Source organism: Acinetobacter sp. DMC2, from assembly GCF_056314305.1.
The window spans coordinates 469,010-485,550 of record NZ_JBQUYP010000003.1; the positions used below are offsets into that span (position 1 = coordinate 469,010).

Consider the following 16,541-nt stretch of genomic DNA (forward strand, 5'->3'; position numbering starts at 1 on the left):
ACTCTTTTATTAAGAAGCAAATGTATAGTCACGCATGCCTTTTTTGTATTGGCGGGTACGGCATGACATCGCTGATTGTTGCAAAATTAAAGCCCAAGCTGGTGAAACATTTGGTTTTGTTTTTTTAGCAACGCTTAAATTACGTAACTGGAATTTCACCACAGCCATATTCGCAAGTGAAGCTAGTGTTTTATTCTTCCAAGTAATTGGTTTTAGCTCTGGTGTGACATTGTGGCCTTGTTTCCAAGCATTTGGCAAATTAGGTTCAATTGCTAGTGCTGTAGCAATACCAACCATATCTACACCACTTTCAACTACCTGCTCTGCCACTTGTTTACGGCGGATTCCACCTGTCACCATAACAGGCATTTTGGCAACTTTGCTAATTTCTTGTGCAAACTCTAGAAAGTATGCTTCACGTGCAAGTGTTCGTCCATCACGTGCCTGGCCTTGCATTGCTGGCGCTTCATAACTACCGCCTGAAAGCTCAACCAAATCGACTGCATGCTCATTTAACATTTTAACGACTTGCTGGGCATCTTTTGCACTAAATCCGCCACGTTGGAAATCGGCTGAATTGAGTTTTACCGCCACAGTAAACTGAGGTGAAACTACTTTACGAACAGCTTCTACAATTTCAATTAATATACGAGCACGGTTTTCTAAAGAGCCACCCCAACGATCTTGGCGTTTATTGCTGAGTGGAGAAAGAAACTGACTTAATAAATAACCATGCGCCGCATGAATTTCTACTCCAGTAAATCCTGCTTTTTCACCTAAACGTGCCGTGTTTGCAAAACGCTGAATCACCTCTGTAATCATAGATTCAGTCATTTCGATTGGCGTATTAAAGCGATTTGACATTTTTCCTAAATCTAAAGCAACAGCAGAAGGTGCCCAAGTTTGTTGACCAAGGTTCGCTTGCATTTGACGACCCGGATGATTAATTTGAAGCCAAATCTGAGCTCCTTTTGAACGGCCAATTTGCGCCCATTTTTTAAAAGTATCTAGATGCTTTTCATCTTCAAGCACCACACCTCCCGGCCCAGTCATTGCTCGACGGTCTACCATCACATTTCCAGTAATAATTAGACCTACGCCACCATTTGCCCAAGCTTGATATAAACGCATTAACTCTTCTGACGGTGCATGGTTTAAATCAGCCATGTTTTCTTCCATTGCCGCTTTGGCAATACGGTTAGGAACATATGAGCCATTTGGGAATACTAATTTTTCGAACACTTTCATTGGAATGACCTCATTCAGTATGGCTTTACTTTAAGATTAAAGCTAACTTTAATGTCAATACCTTTTAGTATTTCTATATTTAATATTTTGACTTTATTAATTTTTTATATAAAAAAAGAGGCACTCTTTAGGCCTCTTTTTTGAAGTTTAAACGCTTTTAATTATTCACGAATAAAAGCCAACAAGTCCGCATTAATTACTTCATGGTTAACAGTTAACATGCCATGAGAAAAACCTGGATAGATTTTGAGTTGGCTATTTTGAAGTAACTCAGCAGATTTCACGCCAGAAGTTTTATAAGGCACGATCTGATCATCGTCACCATGCAACACCAAAACAGGAACCGTGATTTTCTTTAAATCTTCAGTAAAGTCAGTTTGTGAGAATGCCACAATACCGTCGTAATGTGCTTTTGCACTGCCTGTCATGCCTTGGCGCCACCAGTTAGAAATGATGCCTTCAGATGGCTTCGCATCAGGTCGATTAAAACCATAAAACGGACCTGATGGAAGGTCACGGAAAAATTGCGCACGGTTTGTGAGAACTTGATTTTGCAGGTCATCAAAAACTTCTTTTGGTAAACCTTCAGGATTATTTTCAGTTTTAACCATAAGCGGCGGTACTGCACTGACAAGTACAGCTTTCGCAACATTTTCTTCACCATGACGCGCAATGTAGTGAGCTACTTCACCACCACCCGTTGAGTGACCAATATGAATTGCATTTTTAATGTTCAGATGTTTAACCACTTCTGCGACATCATCTGCATAGTGGTCCATATCATGACCATCCCACACTTGACTTGAACGCCCATGCCCACGTCTGTCATGAGCAACTACACGAAAACCTTCTTTAAGGAAAAAAAGCAATTGTGTGTCCCAATCATCTGAACTTAAAGGCCAACCATGATGAAAAAATAAAACTTGGGCATCGCGTGGTCCCCAGTCCTTATAAAAAATTTCTACACCGTCTTTTGTTGTTACATATCCCATCTTTGTTCTCCTGCTGAAAACTGTTTATAGATTCGTTATAAAAGTTTGAATATTTATACTAAGCTTGAAGTTAACTTTAAGGTCAATCATCTTAAATCATATTTTAAGAATAAAATTTATATGAAGACTCTACTCAACTTTGTATCTTTTTAATCTTGAATTGTTTTTATTTTATTTCTTCTAAATGTCAAAGATTTGACATATCAAAATTAAAGCCTTGACCTTAAAGCTAGCTTTAATCTTATAGTGCCCACATTGGCTATTAATTAACATGCTGGATATGGACAACAGTAGCTACTCGGTCATTAAATATTAAAGGTGAACTCTCATGAATATAAAACAACAGTTTACTGAGGTTGAGTTTGGGCAACAAAAAGTCAAAGTACCCAAAGATGGTTATTACGACCGTTTTAGAATGAACCCTGATCTAAACGAAGTCGCTCAAGACCCTGCTGCGGGCAACATCGATTTTTTCCGCCATATTCCTAAAAAAATTGTAGAGTCACGTGTAGGTCCTGTCTGGGCACCTAACTTTTATTATCGTAGTGCAAATGTACAGCTTTTAATGCTTGCTCCAATTAAGCTCATTAAGGCAAAACTTCCTGCGGCTTTAACTCCATTACAACCATTTCCGGGTTATGGGTTGGTCGCTGTTACGTTCTTTACCTATTCAGTTTGTGATAACGACCCTTATAACGAAGTGTCGATTGCGATTGTTGTACGTCAACCTAATGCTCGTGGACCACATATTGCAGAGTTGATGAAATCGATGCGTCAACGTCATTTTTATGCGCATGTTTTAGCTTTACCTGTCGATACGGAAATTGCCAGAGTTCGTGGTGTATATGGTTACCAACTTCCAAAATGGCTGACTAAAATTGATGTCAACATTAGTTCAAAAGAAGTTCAAGCGAAAATTTTCGATGTTAATGGAAAATTAGATTTAAGCTTGAAAACCTTAGTACCGACTTTAAAACATGTCGCTTCTGAAACACATATCAACAAAGCCACTATGTTACATGTTGTTGATGGGAAATGGCATCAAACAGAAGTTCAGTCCAACATTCTTTCTTTCGCGCAAAAGCTTTTTCCAAAGAATGTTCAACTCGAGAAAAATGAAGGGCCTTTAACTACATTGCTAAATGAGCTAGGTGCCTCAAGAATTCTCCGCTTAGATGTTATTGAAGATGCTCAAGTCGTGCTTAATTTGCCTACTCCGCTATAGATTTATTTTTAGGATATGAAAAGAGACCAACTAGTGGTCTCTTTTTCATTTTTAGATCGCTGCTTTGGTCATCTCACCATTGACCAGTCTTAAAATCTGCAATGGGTTGCTGTCTTTTAAGGCTTCCGGCAACAAACTTTGCGGGTAGTTCTGGTAACAGACTGGGCGTAAATAACGGTCTATTGCCAAAGTTCCAACTGATGTACCTCTTGCATCTGAGGTTGCTGGGTATGGTCCGCCGTGGACCATGGCATCACACACCTCAACACCCGTTGGATAACCATTGATGAGTAAACGGCCTGCTTTTTCTTCTAGCACAGGAACCACATCTGCAAATTCAGTTAAGTCTGCTTCATCGGCAATCAAAGTTGCAGTGAGCTGACCATTCATGCTTTGTAGAGCTTGAATGAGTTGGGCTTTATCTTCAACCTCAATGATGACAGTCGCTGGCCCAAAGATTTCTTCTTGTAAAAGCTGATCACCTGCCAATAACAGCTCCACATCAGCTTTAAATAGTTGTGGCTGTGCCTGATTGCCTTGTTGGGTTTGACCTGCCAAATGCTTAATACCTTGATGCTGGGTTAAGTGCTCAAGACCTGCGGTATAACTTTTTAAGGTTCCGGCATTCAGCATAGTCTGTGCAGGTTTGCCACCCATAATTTCAGTTAGGTTGTTAATGAGCTGGCTAAACTCAGCTGATTTAATACCTAAAATTAAACCCGGATTGGTACAGAACTGACCACAGCCTAAAACAACTGAGTCGGCCAAGTCCTGTGCAATTTTTTCACCACGGTTTTTCAAGGCTTCCGGCAACATCAGCATCGGGTTAATACTGCTCATTTCAGCAAACACTGGAATTGGTTGTGGACGGGCTGCGGCCATGTCACATAAAGCTCGTCCACCGCGAAGAGAACCTGTAAAACCCACAGCCTGAATTAAAGGATGCTTAACCAGTGGTTCACCCACACCATTCCCATAGATCATGTTAAATACGCCTTTAGGCATATTTGATTTTTCTACGGCACGTTCGATTGCTTGAGCTACAAAGTCTGCTGTCGCCATGTGGCCACTATGCGCTTTCACCACTACAGAGCAGCCTGCGGCGAGTGCCGAAGCGGTGTCGCCACCCGCAGTTGAAAAAGCGAGTGGAAAGTTACTTGCCCCAAAGACTGCCACAGGGCCAACACCAATTTTAATCTGGCGTAGGTCTGGGCGAGGTAAAGGCTGACGCTCAGGCAAAGCTGTATCAATACGGGCCCCTAAGAAGTCGCCGCGACGCAACACTTTAGCAAACAGACGCATTTGTCCACTGGTACGGCCACGCTCACCTTGCAAACGGGCAAGTGGCAAAGCGGTTTCTTGCGAAATAGTCTCTAGAAAATCTGTACCCAAGGCATCGAGTTCATCGGCAATGTTTTCTAAAAAAGTAGCACGCTGTTCAGGTGAAGTATGACGGTAAGTTTTAAAGGCTTGGCTTGCCGCCTCACAGGCCTGATTAATTTCCTGTTCGGTTGCATGGTGAAACTCATAAGGCAAAGCCTCACCGGTTGTTGCATTCACACTTTTTAATAAAGTTGTACTTTGTGCACTACGTGAACCGCCAATAAAGTTGTGTCCAATGACCATTTTAAATTCCTTAAAGTGTTATAACTGAACCGATCGTTAACTCTGCTTGTGTATGAGCAAGTTTGTTTTTAAGGGGAAGACCGAATTCTTTCATTTCTATTTCAAATTCATCGTTAACTTGGGCTTGGATACCATCGGCAAAAGATAGAGTGGCTGTACCGAAGTAGTGAATGTGAACATCCCCTGCTTTTAAGAATTGTTGATACTTAAAGTGGTGATATTCCAGATTTGCCAAGCTATGGCACATATTGTCCTCACCCGACAAAAACTCTTTTTCCCAAATGATTTGTCCATCACGGCGCAAGCGGCTGGTTCCCACTAAATGTTTCGGTAACTCACCTGTTCGTAAAGCTGGGCCAAAACTACAAAAACGTAATTTTGAATGGGCCAGATATAAATAATTACGACGCTCCATTACATGGTCAGAATATTCATTGCCCAGCGCAAACCCAATTCGGTAAGGCTTTAAGTCTTCTCCAATCACATATAGACCTGCGATTTCAGGTTCTTCGCCGCCATCTTCGGCAAATGGTGGTAAAGGCAATTCGGCTCCTGGTCTCACCACAATTGAACCGTCCCCTTTATAAAACCATTCTGGCTGCGCACCAACCTGACCTTCTGGTGGACGGCCCTTTTGTAGTCCCCATTGAAATATTCGCATGGTATCGGTCACGAAAGCTTCATCGCTTAAATTTTGCTGATGCATTTTGTCGCGTGCAGATGCAGAACCTAAGTGTGTTAAACCTGTACCGGAAACTAAACAGTGCGTTGGATCTGGATGGTCTAAAGGCGGCAGTACCTTTAAATCTGCTAATAATGATGAATAGTCGTAGGTTTCTGATTCAAACCCTAATGTCTCAACTTGTTGCTCCAATGAAACTTTATTGCGGATTGCCAAAAGTGCTAAATCACGAACCGATTGAATATTTTTAACAGGATATGCCATGTTGCCTTCTACTTTGGCAACAGCACGTTGATTTACACGATTTTCAAATTGAATAATTTGCATGTTTTATTCCTTACAAAGGCTTTTGAATATTCACTGTTTGTGTTTTTTGACGTTCGAGCTTGGCATAGACGATGTAAGTCAGAATCAGACCAAAAAGCATGACGATAGATAAGAAATACAAGCCCGCTGCCATATTTCCTGTGTATTCTTTTAAAAGTCCAATGCCAAATGGCCCAACATAGCCACCTAAATTTCCGACAGAATTGATTAAGGCAATGCCAGCCGCTGCACTTGCGCCTGTTAAGAAACGGCCGGGTAATGTCCAAAACACAGCAGTTGATGAAAATAGGCAGAACGCAACCACAGCCAAAGCAGCCAACTGCATGACTGGAGAATTTAGCCAAGCACTTAAAAACATTGCGCAAGCGCCTAGTGCGTAGAGAAAACTTAAGTGGCCGTAACGGTCATTTAGACGATCGGTACTACGTGGAATAATTAACAAACCAATAATTCCAAAAACATAGGGAATGCTAGATAAAAACCCAATTTGAAGATCAGTACCGCCTCCAAATTGCTTGATAATAGAAGGCAACCAGAGGTTTAAACCGTAAATACTTAAAGTCACTGGTAGGTAATACAACGCTAATAAAAGTACGCGTTTGTCTTTTAAGGCATGCAGTGGATTGGCATGTCGAGTTTGGTCATATTCGGCTTCATCCTTAACCAGTTCATTTTTAAGCCACTGTTTTTGCTCAATGCTTAACCATTTCACTTTATCAATATTATCTGGTAACCACAGGAATGTTGGTAAAGCCAATAAAACCGCAGGTAAGCCGACTGCAATGAATAACCATTGCCAACCATGTAAGTTTGCAATGCCATCCATTCCAAGTAATAGACCAGCTAAAGGCCCCGCAATCATCATGGCAATGGGTTGTGAAAGCACAAACATTCCCATGATTTTTCCGCGATGACGCACGGGATACCACTGAGTGATGAGGTATAAAACACCCGGGAAAAAGCCTGCCTCCGCTACACCAAGTAAAAACCGTAAGAGATAAAAGCTTTTCGGCCCCTCAATGAGCGCCATAGCCATGGTGATTAACCCCCATGTCAATAAAATGCGGGTAAACCATTTACGGGCACCAAATTTGTCTAAAAGCAAATTACTTGGAACTTCAAAAAGAAAATATCCAATAAAAAATAAGCCTGCTCCTAGACCATAGGCTGCATCACCAATTCCGACATCGGCACCCATATGCAAATGAGCGAACCCAACAGCGGCACGATCAATGTATGCCACCAGATATAGTATGACTAATGCAGGTATCAGCTTAAACGTGACCGTCCGTATTACATCCTTTTCGAAATCCATGTTCGACTCCATTTCCTATTATTTACTTATAGAGCATCTTGCTCGTAAATTATCCTTTCAATTTAAAATATAGTAATACTATTTAAATTTCAAACCTTTTAAAAATAAAATTTATAGTGTATTTTTGGTTTAATTAATTTAAATAGTAATACTATATAGGGAAATTTGTATGAATAACAAACAAGTTCTTCGTTCGGCTGCCTGGTTTGGTACAACGGATAAAAATGGCTTTATGTATCGTAGCTGGATGAAGAACCAAGGAATTCCAGATCATGAGTTTCAGGGCAAACCGATTATTGGGATTTGTAATACGTGGTCTGAACTCACACCATGCAATGCCCATTTTCGAAAAATTGCCGAACACGTAAAAAAAGGGATTTTAGAAGCTGGCGGCTACCCTGTTGAGTTTCCGGTATTTTCAAATGGTGAGTCGAATTTACGACCTACCGCCATGTTTACACGTAACTTAGCCAGTATGGATGTTGAGGAAGCTATTCGTGGTAACCCTATTGACGGTGTGGTGTTGCTAACAGGTTGTGACAAAACTACACCTGCATTATTAATGGGTGCCGCAAGCTGTGATATTCCTGCCATTGTAGTAACTGGTGGGCCAATGCTGAATGGTAAGCACAAAGGTAAAGATATTGGTGCTGGTACCATCGTTTGGCAAATGCATGAAGAGTTAAAAGCAGGCAAAATCGATTTAAATGAATTTCTTTCTGCCGAATCTGGTATGTCACGCTCAGCGGGTACATGTAATACCATGGGCACTGCTTCTACCATGGCGTGTATGGCAGAAGCTCTAGGCACTTCTTTACCACACAACGCAGCCATTCCAGCAGTAGATTCTCGTCGTTATGTGTTAGCTCATCTTTCTGGCATGCGTATTGTTGACATGGTTCACGAAGATTTACGTCTTTCTAAAATCCTAACCAAAGAAGCTTTCGAAAATGCCATTAAAGTCAATGCCGCTATTGGTGGTTCAACCAACGCCGTGATTCACTTAAAGGCAATTGCTGGACGTATTGGAGTTGATTTACAACTCGATGACTGGAACCGTGTCGGCCGAGGCATGCCAACGATTGTTGACTTGCAGCCTTCTGGTCGTTTTCTCATGGAAGAGTTCTATTATAGCGGTGGCTTACCGGCCGTGATTCGTCGTATGGGCGAAGCCAATCTCTTACCACATCCACACGCTTTAACCGTAAATGGTCAAGGCATTTGGGAAAATTGCCAGCAGTCACCTATTTATAATGATGAAGTGATTCGGAAAATAGACAATCCAATTCGCCAAGATGGCGGCATGTGTATTTTACGCGGTAATTTAGCGCCTAAAGGTGCGGTGCTTAAACCTTCTGCTGCAACACCTGAACTGATGAAACACCGTGGTCGTGCAGTCGTATTTGAAAACTTTGATGATTATAAAACCCGCATTAATGATCCAGACCTTGATGTTGATGAAACTTGTATTCTAGTCATGAAAAATGCAGGCCCTAAAGGCTACCCGGGCATGGCAGAAGTTGGAAATATGGGGTTGCCACCAAAGATTTTAGCCAAAGGCATTACCGACATGGTTCGTATTTCCGATGCACGGATGAGCGGTACAGCGTATGGCACCGTGGTTTTACATGTTGCCCCTGAAGCTATGGCTGGCGGGCCTTTAGCCGTAGTTCAAAATGGTGACTTTATCGAACTCGATGCCTATGAAGGAAAACTTCATCTGGAAGTGAGTGATGAAGAACTTAAGCAACGTCTTGAGAATTTAGCGCCTCCAGCACCGCCAAGTTTTATTGGCGGCTACCGCAAACTCTATGTAGAACATGTTTTACAAGCAGACGAAGGTTGTGATTTTGATTTCTTGGTCGGTTGCCGAGGCTCAGAAGTTCCACGTCATTCCCATTAATATTTATTCTTGAAAAAGATGATCTTGTTAAAACACAAGGTCATCTATACCATAGGATATTCAACATGTCGTAATAGTGAAATATGAGTAAAGCTGACTATAAAAATCCTATTCCAAGCAAAAGCCAACATGCATTAATTGTTCAACAATTGGGTTTAAAAATTGTTTCTGGTGAAATCTCAGAAAATGAAAAGCTCCCGAGTGAAGTTGATTTATGTGAGGAATATAAAGTCAGCCGCCCTGTCTTTCGCGAAGCAATCCGTGTTTTAAACGCCAAAGGCTTAACTTACTCAAGACCAAAAATTGGAACTGTAGTAAGGCCTAAAGAAGAATGGCATTTGCTCGATCCGGATGTATTGTTTTGGTTGATTCAAACGACGCCTGAACATGAGTTTTTTAAAACCCTTTCTACCGTACGACGCGTTTTGGAACCTGAGCTTGCTTATATTGCGGCAAGTACGGCAAACGAAGAAGATATTGAACGCATTAAACATGCCTATGATGGGATGGAAAAAGCGACAACAGTTGAAGAATTTATAGAGCCAGATATTCAATTTCACTTAGCAATTGCTAAAGCAACGCATAATGACTTGCTGGCTTATATGTCGAAAATGCTGGTTTTACCTTTACAACAATCAATTCAAGTCACCAGTCTACGCCCAAATTTACAAGGCCATTCGTTACCTAGACATAAAGCGATTTTAACCGCAATTGAAAATAAAGATCCGCTCTCTGCTCGCCATGCTTCACTTGTTCAGCTGGACGACACCAAAATGGCTTACGATTTAATTAAAAAATAATTTTTATATATTTATTATTTAAAGCCTGATGCTCAAAATTAAGTCATCAGGCTTTTTTATTTATAAATTAGTTAGAACACTTTTTTAACTGAGACAGTAAATGTCGAATCAATCGGGTTTGAAATTGGTGCATCGGGTTCACCATTACTATACTTCTTATAGAACCCATCTTTATCCCAAGCTTTGGTATAGGCTAAGCCAGTAGTCCAGCCATCACCTAAATCTTTAATCAGCTCGACTTTCATATCCTGAAAATTAGCTTCCGAGAAATTTTTAATTTTCTCATAGCCATAGTGAGCACCAAAAGTCCAAGACTCATTAATAGGCTGAGTAAAAGTCAGATCTAAATAAGTTGTTCCTCGTGAACGTTTACCTGCTGGGCCACCCATCGTATCGGAGTTATAGCCTGCATAATCTGGGGTATAGGTAATATAATATTTAAGATTCAAAGGCCCATAACCAATTTGAGGCACAATTTCACCATAGTTATAGCTGGTACTACCTGTTTCAGGCGTGCTTTCAGCTCCCGGATAGTAGTAATAAAAAACCGTCATTCCAGCCGAAAACTTATCGAAAGTTTTTATATAACCTGCATAAAAATCCCACTCAACTGATGCATCTCTCAGATAGTTAGAACTTACATTCGATGCCCAAGTACCTATAAACAACCCATTCGGATTTGCATAGTCTAAACCAATCTGTAATGCAGGCTTGCCCCAAGTTTGTTGAAAACCACGTGATATATATTGACTGGCAAAGGTAACGTTAGCGCTATATGGAGAAATTTGTTCTTGTTCGTTTAATTGTTCAGCATGTACAACACAGGTAGACATAATGAGAGAAGCTACGCCTAAAATTTTTCTCATCTATTAATTCCTTTTAAATATTACCTATAATCTTAAAGTTTTAAAATAACATGATAATTCAAGTTAAAACGTATTAAAAAGTTATAAATTCAAATTTCTGGACACTTCTTCTTGGGTGTAGATCTCTTCAATACAATCTAAAATTTTAGGAATATATGAACTTTGGTCCATGTTGCGCATAGATAGAGAAATAGGACTATACGCTTCTAAGTCCAAGATATTTAAATAAATTAAATTCTTCATTCCAATATCACAAGCGCTTTCTGGAATAATGCATATACCCTCACCCGATGCCACTAAACCAAGCGCCATATGAATTTCGCGGACTTCAGTCAGTTTGGCAGGAACAAGACCTAATTTGGTAAATAAAGCTTGAATAGTGGTCGAAAAATTCGGCTTAGGTGTGGTTGGATAAGAAAAAATTGTCTCATTAATAATTTGAGATAAATAAATTCCTGACTCTTGCAACTCACTTAAAGGATGTTTTTTATGAATCGCCAGTTTTAATTTTTCTTTTCGAAGTAAAAGTCTCTTAATGGCAGGATCACTAATTGGCAATCGGCCAAAACCTAAATCAATTTTTCCTAACTTTAAAGCCTCGACCTGATCTCGTGTACCACATTCAATAAGCTCGACATGAATATCAGGGTTTTTTTGTCTAAATAGATAAATGACCTGCGGTAATCGCCCATAAAGAAGCGAACTCACATAACCTACTTTAACGACATTCTCGACTAACTTCATTTTTTTAGCCATCGAAGCCGCTTGAGCGGTATGAGTTAAGATTTGAACGGCATGTTGGTAAAAAAACAGCCCTGCCTCTGTCACTTTTAATGGACGTGAGCCTTTCACAAACAAATCAATACCTAATTCTTCTTCTAGTTTTTTAATTTGACGCGTGAGTGGTGGCTGGGCAATAAAAAGCTTCTCAGCCGCTTTTGTCAGACTTTGTTCTTCCACAACGGTAACAAAATAACGTAGATGTCTTAATTCCATTAATATACCTTTTTAGTATCTTAAAATACCGTTCTATATCTATTTTAGGCTATTACATTCTTCTATGGTATGTAAACAAGTTTGAAATAGTTGAAACTTCATGTATAGAACCATAGAAACCATACTTGTGGATATTCCAACTATCCGTCCTCACCAGCTGTCTGTGACTACAATGCGTACTCAGACTTTGGTGCTCGTTAAAATTACGACCATGGATGGTATTGTCGGTTGGGGTGAAGCGACCACCATTGGTGGACTGAACTATGGTGAAGAAAGTCCTGAAAGTGTCAAAGCCAATATTGATACTTACTTTGCACCATTACTCGCATCAGTTAAAGATTTAAATGTGGCTCAAACACTAAAGCTGATTCGTAAGAATATTAATGGTAACCGTTTCGCGAAATGTGCCATTCAGACCGCCCTACTTGATATTCAGGCAAAACGTTTAGGCGTGCCATTAAGTGAAGTTTTAGGTGGCCGTCTGCGTAATAGTTTACCTGTACTTTGGACGCTCGCGTCTGGTGACACAGAAAAAGATATTGCTGAAGCTCGAAAAATGATTGAGTTGAAACGTCATAACACGTTCAAACTCAAAATCGGTGCACGCCATTTGCAACATGATGTTGATCATGTGATTGCAATTAAAAAAGCATTAGGTGCAGATATTAGTGTACGTGTCGATGTAAATCGTGCATGGTCAGAGCTGGAATGTATTCAAGGTATTCAACAGCTGCAAGATGGCGGAATTGATTTAATTGAACAGCCTTGCGCTATTCAAAATACTGAAGCACTTGCTCGTTTAACGCGTCGTTTTGATGTTGCGATCATGGCAGATGAAGCTTTAACTGGCCCTGACAGCGCATACCGTATTGCAAAAAGTCATGGTGCAGATGTATTTGCGGTGAAGATTGAACAATCAGGCGGTCTGATCGAGGCGTGTGAAGTTGCCAAGATTGCAAGTTTAGCTGGCATTGATCTTTATGGTGGCACCATGCTTGAAGGCCCTGTAGGTAGCATGGCTTCTGCTCATGCGTTTGCAACCTTTGAAACACTAGCGTTTGGTACTGAATTATTTGGTCCATTATTGCTTACCGAAGAAATTTTGAAAGAACCGCTACGCTACGAAAACTTTGAATTGCACTTGCCAACAGCTCCAGGCTTAGGCATTGAAATTGATGAAGATAAAGTTGAAAAGTTACGTCGTTAAGGCAACAGGATAAGGAGTTTCCCATGTTATTTCATGTACGTATGGATGTGCATATTCCACTTGATATGCCAGCCGACAAAGCGAATGAAATTAAGGCTGTTGAAAAAGCCTATTCGCAAGACTTACAGCGTCAAGGTAAATGGCGCCACATCTGGCGTATTACAGGCCAGTATTCAAACATCAGTATTTTTGATGTTGAGAGCAATGAAGAGTTGCACAATATTTTACAGGGATTACCACTTTATCCTTACATGAACATCGAAGTGATGGCACTCAATCGCCACCCTTCTTCTGTTCGTAATGATGATTCGTAATCCAAAAGATTTTTTTAAATGTGATCTCTGAAGTCCATTTAAAAACTAAGCAAATTATTCAGAAGGTAACAAGGAATGTGGCGGCACTTATTCGCTAGCAAAACAAAATGCCCGCAGCGCTGCCACCCAAAACCGTATTGCATACTTAAGGAGCTTTAGTATGAACCGTCAACAAATTGATGCGCTTGTAAAACAAATGAATGTCGACACAGCTAAAGGCGAAGTCGATGCACGTGTTCAGCAAATTGTAGTGCGCCTTCTCGGGGATTTATTTCAAGCCATCGAAGATTTAGACATCCAACCGTCAGAAGTATGGAAAGGTCTGGAATATTTCACAGACGCAGGTCAAGCAAACGAACTTGGGCTTTTAGCAGCTGGCTTAGGTCTTGAGCACTATCTTGATTTACGTGCAGATGAAGCTGATGCAAAAGCTGGTGTTACGGGTGGCACACCGCGTACCATTGAAGGCCCACTTTATGTAGCTGGTGCGCCTGAAACCGTTGGTTTTGCTCGTATGGATGATGGCACTGAATCTGGCAAAATCGATACCTTAATTATTGAAGGTACTGTAACTGATACTGATGGCAATATCATTGAAAATGCTAAAGTTGAAGTATGGCATGCCAATAGTTTGGGTAACTACTCATTCTTTGATAAGTCACAATCTGACTTCAACTTACGCCGTAGTATTTTGACTGATGCTGATGGTAAGTATGTGGCATTAACCACAATGCCAGTAGGTTATGGTTGCCCTCCAGAAGGTACAACTCAGGCCCTTCTTAACAAGTTAGGCCGTCATGGTAACCGTCCATCTCACGTTCACTACTTCGTTTCTGCACCAGGTTACCGCAAGCTTACAACTCAATTCAACATTGAGGGTGATGAGTACTTGTGGGATGACTTTGCCTTCGCAACTCGTGATGGCTTAGTTGCAACAGCAGTTGATGTAACTGACCCAGCTGAAATCCAACGCCGTGGTTTAGATCATGCTTTCAAACACATCACATTTAACATCGAACTTGTTAAAGATGTTGATGCTGCACCTTCAACTGAAGTTGAACGTCGTCGTGCTAGCGCTTAATTGAAAGTATATGTGAGTTGAAAGTTCGCTTTTGACTCACAAAATTTATTCCATTTATTACTACCCTTAAGAATTTAAATAAATTTTTAGCGGTAGTAATACATCACGTTACCTCATGCTCTAAGGTTTCTCACATGATTGACAAAAGTAAGTCCTCACTAAGCGAGGCACTATCGCAGATTAAAGATGGTGCAACCATTCTGATTGGTGGTTTTGGTACCGCAGGACAACCCGCTGAACTCATTGACGGACTGATTGAACTAGGTATTAAGGATCTGACCATTGTCAGCAACAATGCCGGTAATGGCGATTATGGCTTGGCTAAACTACTTAAAGCCGGCTCAGTTAAAAAAGTGATTTGTTCTTTCCCGCGTCAGTCAGACTCTTATGTGTTTGATGAACTTTACCGTGCCGGAAAAGTCGAGCTTGAAGTAGTTCCGCAAGGTAATCTGGCTTGTCGTATTCAGGCAGCAGGTATGGGATTAGGTGCTGTGTTTACCCCAACAGGTTTTGGAACACTTTTAGCTGAAGGCAAAGAAACCCGTGAGATTGATGGGAAAGATTACGTACTTGAATATCCGATCAAAGCTGACTTTGCCTTGATTAAGGCCTACAAGGGCGACCGCTGGGGCAATCTGGTTTACCGTAAATCTGCCCGTAACTTTGGCCCGATCATGGCGATGGCTGCTGATGTCACCATTGCTCAGGTGTCTGAGGTTGTAGAACTGGGGGGATTAGACCCGGAACACATCATCACCCCAGGTATCTTTGTACAGCACGTTGTACAAGTACAGCCCGCACAGTAAGCAATAAGGAGAAATAACATGAGCTACCAAAAACTCAGCCGTGACCAGATTGCAAAACGTGTGGCACAAGATATTCCAGATGGTGCCTATGTGAACTTGGGTATTGGCCTACCAACCAAGATTGCAAGCTACTTACCGAACGATAAAGATATTTTTCTCCATTCTGAAAATGGCCTGTTAGCTTTTGGTCCTCCGCCAGCAGCAGGTGAAGAAGACCCTGAACTGATTAATGCGGGTAAAGAGTTTGTGACCATGCTTGAAGGCGGCAGCTTTTTTCACCATGGCGACTCCTTTGCCATGATGCGTGGTGGTCACCTTGATATTGCCGTGCTTGGCGCCTTTCAGGTTGCTGCGAATGGTGACTTGGCAAACTGGCACACGGGTGCTCCAGATGCGATTCCTGCCGTAGGTGGTGCGATGGATTTAGCTGTAGGCGCTAAGAAAGTATTTATCACCACAGACCATGTGACCAAGCAAGGTGAACCGAAGATTGTGGCTGAGCTAACTTATCCAGTAACAGGTAAAAAATGTGTTGACCGTATTTACACGGACCTGTGTGTGATTGACGTGACTAAAGATGGTTTAAAGGTGATTGAGAAAGTGGAAGGTCTTAGCTTCGATGAGTTACAGGCTTTAACGGGTGCAACTTTGATTGATGCCACTCAAGATTAAAATTTAAACAGCAGTAACTATCGTGAGAGGCGACATGGATGTCGCCCGTTGGACAGGGAGGCAAGGAAGCCTCCTCTGTTCAACAAAGGTTTTTGTTACTTTTGACCTTTCAAAAGTAAGGTATCGCTTATGCAACAGACCTACGGATATCACAGTAGATTACAGCCGTGATGTTATCCGTTGATATGAAAATTTATAAATCATCACAACGGGATCTTATCTGTTTAAGCCAGATGTCACCAGCTAATTCGTGTCACTTTTTTAAAAAAGTAACCAAAAACCTTTGTTACTCAGACACAACTTCCCTGTTGTGCTGAGCAACGAGGCGACATCCATGTCGCCACCGCGAAATACTTACGGAGAATGGCTAAAAAGGCCTGAAGTAAAGGACAAAAGTTAGAATGAAAAACGCTTATATCATCGATGCCATCCGTACTCCATTCGGCCGTTATGCCGGTGGCCTTGCTCCTGTCCGTGCCGA

Annotated in this window: 15 protein-coding genes and 1 pseudogene; 9 read left to right on the forward strand and 7 right to left on the reverse strand. The window is 41.2% G+C overall.

Annotated features, from left to right (window positions below; translation table 11 throughout):
• Positions 1-9 precede the first annotated feature (9 nt).
• Both ACT53H_RS09010 and ACT53H_RS09015 read right to left on the reverse strand, forming a co-directional pair.
• Positions 10-1,248, reverse strand: coding sequence for an NADH:flavin oxidoreductase/NADH oxidase family protein (locus ACT53H_RS09010; RefSeq protein ID WP_004792101.1), 1,239 nt, complete (start codon positions 1,246-1,248; stop codon positions 10-12).
• A gap of 161 nt (positions 1,249-1,409) precedes the next feature.
• On the reverse strand, positions 1,410-2,240 hold the full coding sequence (locus ACT53H_RS09015) for an alpha/beta fold hydrolase (protein WP_004792098.1): 831 nt from the start codon (positions 2,238-2,240) through the stop codon (positions 1,410-1,412).
• Positions 2,241-2,568: 328 nt separating this feature from the next.
• On the opposite strand from ACT53H_RS09015, the gene ACT53H_RS09020 reads away from it, so the two are divergent.
• Positions 2,569-3,465 (forward strand): hypothetical protein, encoded by an 897-nt coding sequence (locus ACT53H_RS09020; protein WP_004792095.1) that lies wholly within the window; start codon positions 2,569-2,571, stop codon positions 3,463-3,465.
• Between the two features lie 51 nt (positions 3,466-3,516).
• Here ACT53H_RS09020 and ACT53H_RS09025 read toward each other — a convergent pair whose 3' ends face one another.
• The 3 genes from ACT53H_RS09025 to abaQ are packed head-to-tail and all read right to left on the reverse strand — an operon-like array spanning position 3,517 to position 7,415.
• Positions 3,517-5,091: an aldehyde dehydrogenase (NADP(+)) gene (locus tag ACT53H_RS09025; protein ID WP_476009105.1), complete on the reverse strand. Its 1,575-nt coding sequence runs from the start codon at positions 5,089-5,091 to the stop codon at positions 3,517-3,519.
• A 10-nt stretch (positions 5,092-5,101) separates the two neighbouring features.
• Positions 5,102-6,100, reverse strand: a complete 999-nt coding sequence (gene araD1 / locus ACT53H_RS09030) for an AraD1 family protein (RefSeq protein WP_476009106.1) — start codon at positions 6,098-6,100, stop codon at positions 5,102-5,104.
• Positions 6,101-6,110: 10 nt separating this feature from the next.
• Entirely contained in the window at positions 6,111-7,415 is a 1,305-nt protein-coding gene (gene abaQ / locus ACT53H_RS09035; RefSeq protein WP_016140856.1) for a multidrug efflux MFS transporter AbaQ, read from the reverse strand.
• A 169-nt stretch (positions 7,416-7,584) separates the two neighbouring features.
• Between abaQ and ACT53H_RS09040 the strand changes: the two genes are divergently transcribed.
• Both ACT53H_RS09040 and ACT53H_RS09045 read left to right on the forward strand, forming a co-directional pair.
• The gene (locus tag ACT53H_RS09040; protein WP_061875033.1) at positions 7,585-9,318 is read left to right on the forward strand and encodes an IlvD/Edd family dehydratase; all 1,734 of its coding nucleotides are present in this window, start codon (positions 7,585-7,587) and stop codon (positions 9,316-9,318) included.
• Positions 9,319-9,401: 83 nt separating this feature from the next.
• Positions 9,402-10,118 carry a FadR/GntR family transcriptional regulator gene (locus tag ACT53H_RS09045; RefSeq protein ID WP_002113901.1) on the forward strand — a complete coding sequence of 239 codons (717 nt, stop codon included), beginning with the start codon at positions 9,402-9,404 and terminating at the stop codon, positions 10,116-10,118.
• Between the two features lie 71 nt (positions 10,119-10,189).
• On the opposite strand, the gene ACT53H_RS09050 is transcribed toward ACT53H_RS09045, so the two are convergent.
• Both ACT53H_RS09050 and ACT53H_RS09055 read right to left on the reverse strand, forming a co-directional pair.
• Positions 10,190-10,984 (reverse strand): TorF family putative porin, encoded by a 795-nt coding sequence (locus tag ACT53H_RS09050; protein ID WP_476009107.1) that lies wholly within the window; start codon positions 10,982-10,984, stop codon positions 10,190-10,192.
• 81 nt (positions 10,985-11,065) lie between these two features.
• Complete coding sequence (locus ACT53H_RS09055) at positions 11,066-11,980, reverse strand: LysR substrate-binding domain-containing protein (RefSeq protein ID WP_476009108.1); 915 nt, start codon at positions 11,978-11,980, stop codon at positions 11,066-11,068.
• A 100-nt stretch (positions 11,981-12,080) separates the two neighbouring features.
• Between ACT53H_RS09055 and ACT53H_RS09060 the strand changes: the two genes are divergently transcribed.
• The 6 genes and pseudogenes from ACT53H_RS09060 to ACT53H_RS09085 form a co-directional block, all read left to right on the forward strand.
• Positions 12,081-13,187 (forward strand): muconate/chloromuconate family cycloisomerase, encoded by a 1,107-nt coding sequence (locus ACT53H_RS09060; RefSeq protein WP_476009109.1) that lies wholly within the window; start codon positions 12,081-12,083, stop codon positions 13,185-13,187.
• Positions 13,188-13,210: 23 nt separating this feature from the next.
• Positions 13,211-13,501 carry a muconolactone Delta-isomerase gene (gene catC, locus ACT53H_RS09065; protein ID WP_476009110.1) on the forward strand — a complete coding sequence of 97 codons (291 nt, stop codon included), beginning with the start codon at positions 13,211-13,213 and terminating at the stop codon, positions 13,499-13,501.
• A 160-nt stretch (positions 13,502-13,661) separates the two neighbouring features.
• Complete coding sequence (catA, locus tag ACT53H_RS09070; RefSeq protein ID WP_174727291.1) at positions 13,662-14,582, forward strand: catechol 1,2-dioxygenase; 921 nt, start codon at positions 13,662-13,664, stop codon at positions 14,580-14,582.
• Between the two features lie 134 nt (positions 14,583-14,716).
• The gene (locus tag ACT53H_RS09075) at positions 14,717-15,388 is read left to right on the forward strand and encodes a 3-oxoacid CoA-transferase subunit A (RefSeq protein WP_476009111.1); all 672 of its coding nucleotides are present in this window, start codon (positions 14,717-14,719) and stop codon (positions 15,386-15,388) included.
• Between the two features lie 18 nt (positions 15,389-15,406).
• Positions 15,407-16,060, forward strand: a complete 654-nt coding sequence (locus tag ACT53H_RS09080; RefSeq protein WP_476009112.1) for a 3-oxoacid CoA-transferase subunit B — start codon at positions 15,407-15,409, stop codon at positions 16,058-16,060.
• A 401-nt stretch (positions 16,061-16,461) separates the two neighbouring features.
• Positions 16,462-16,541, forward strand: a pseudogene (locus ACT53H_RS09085) (hypothetical protein); the annotation flags it as partial.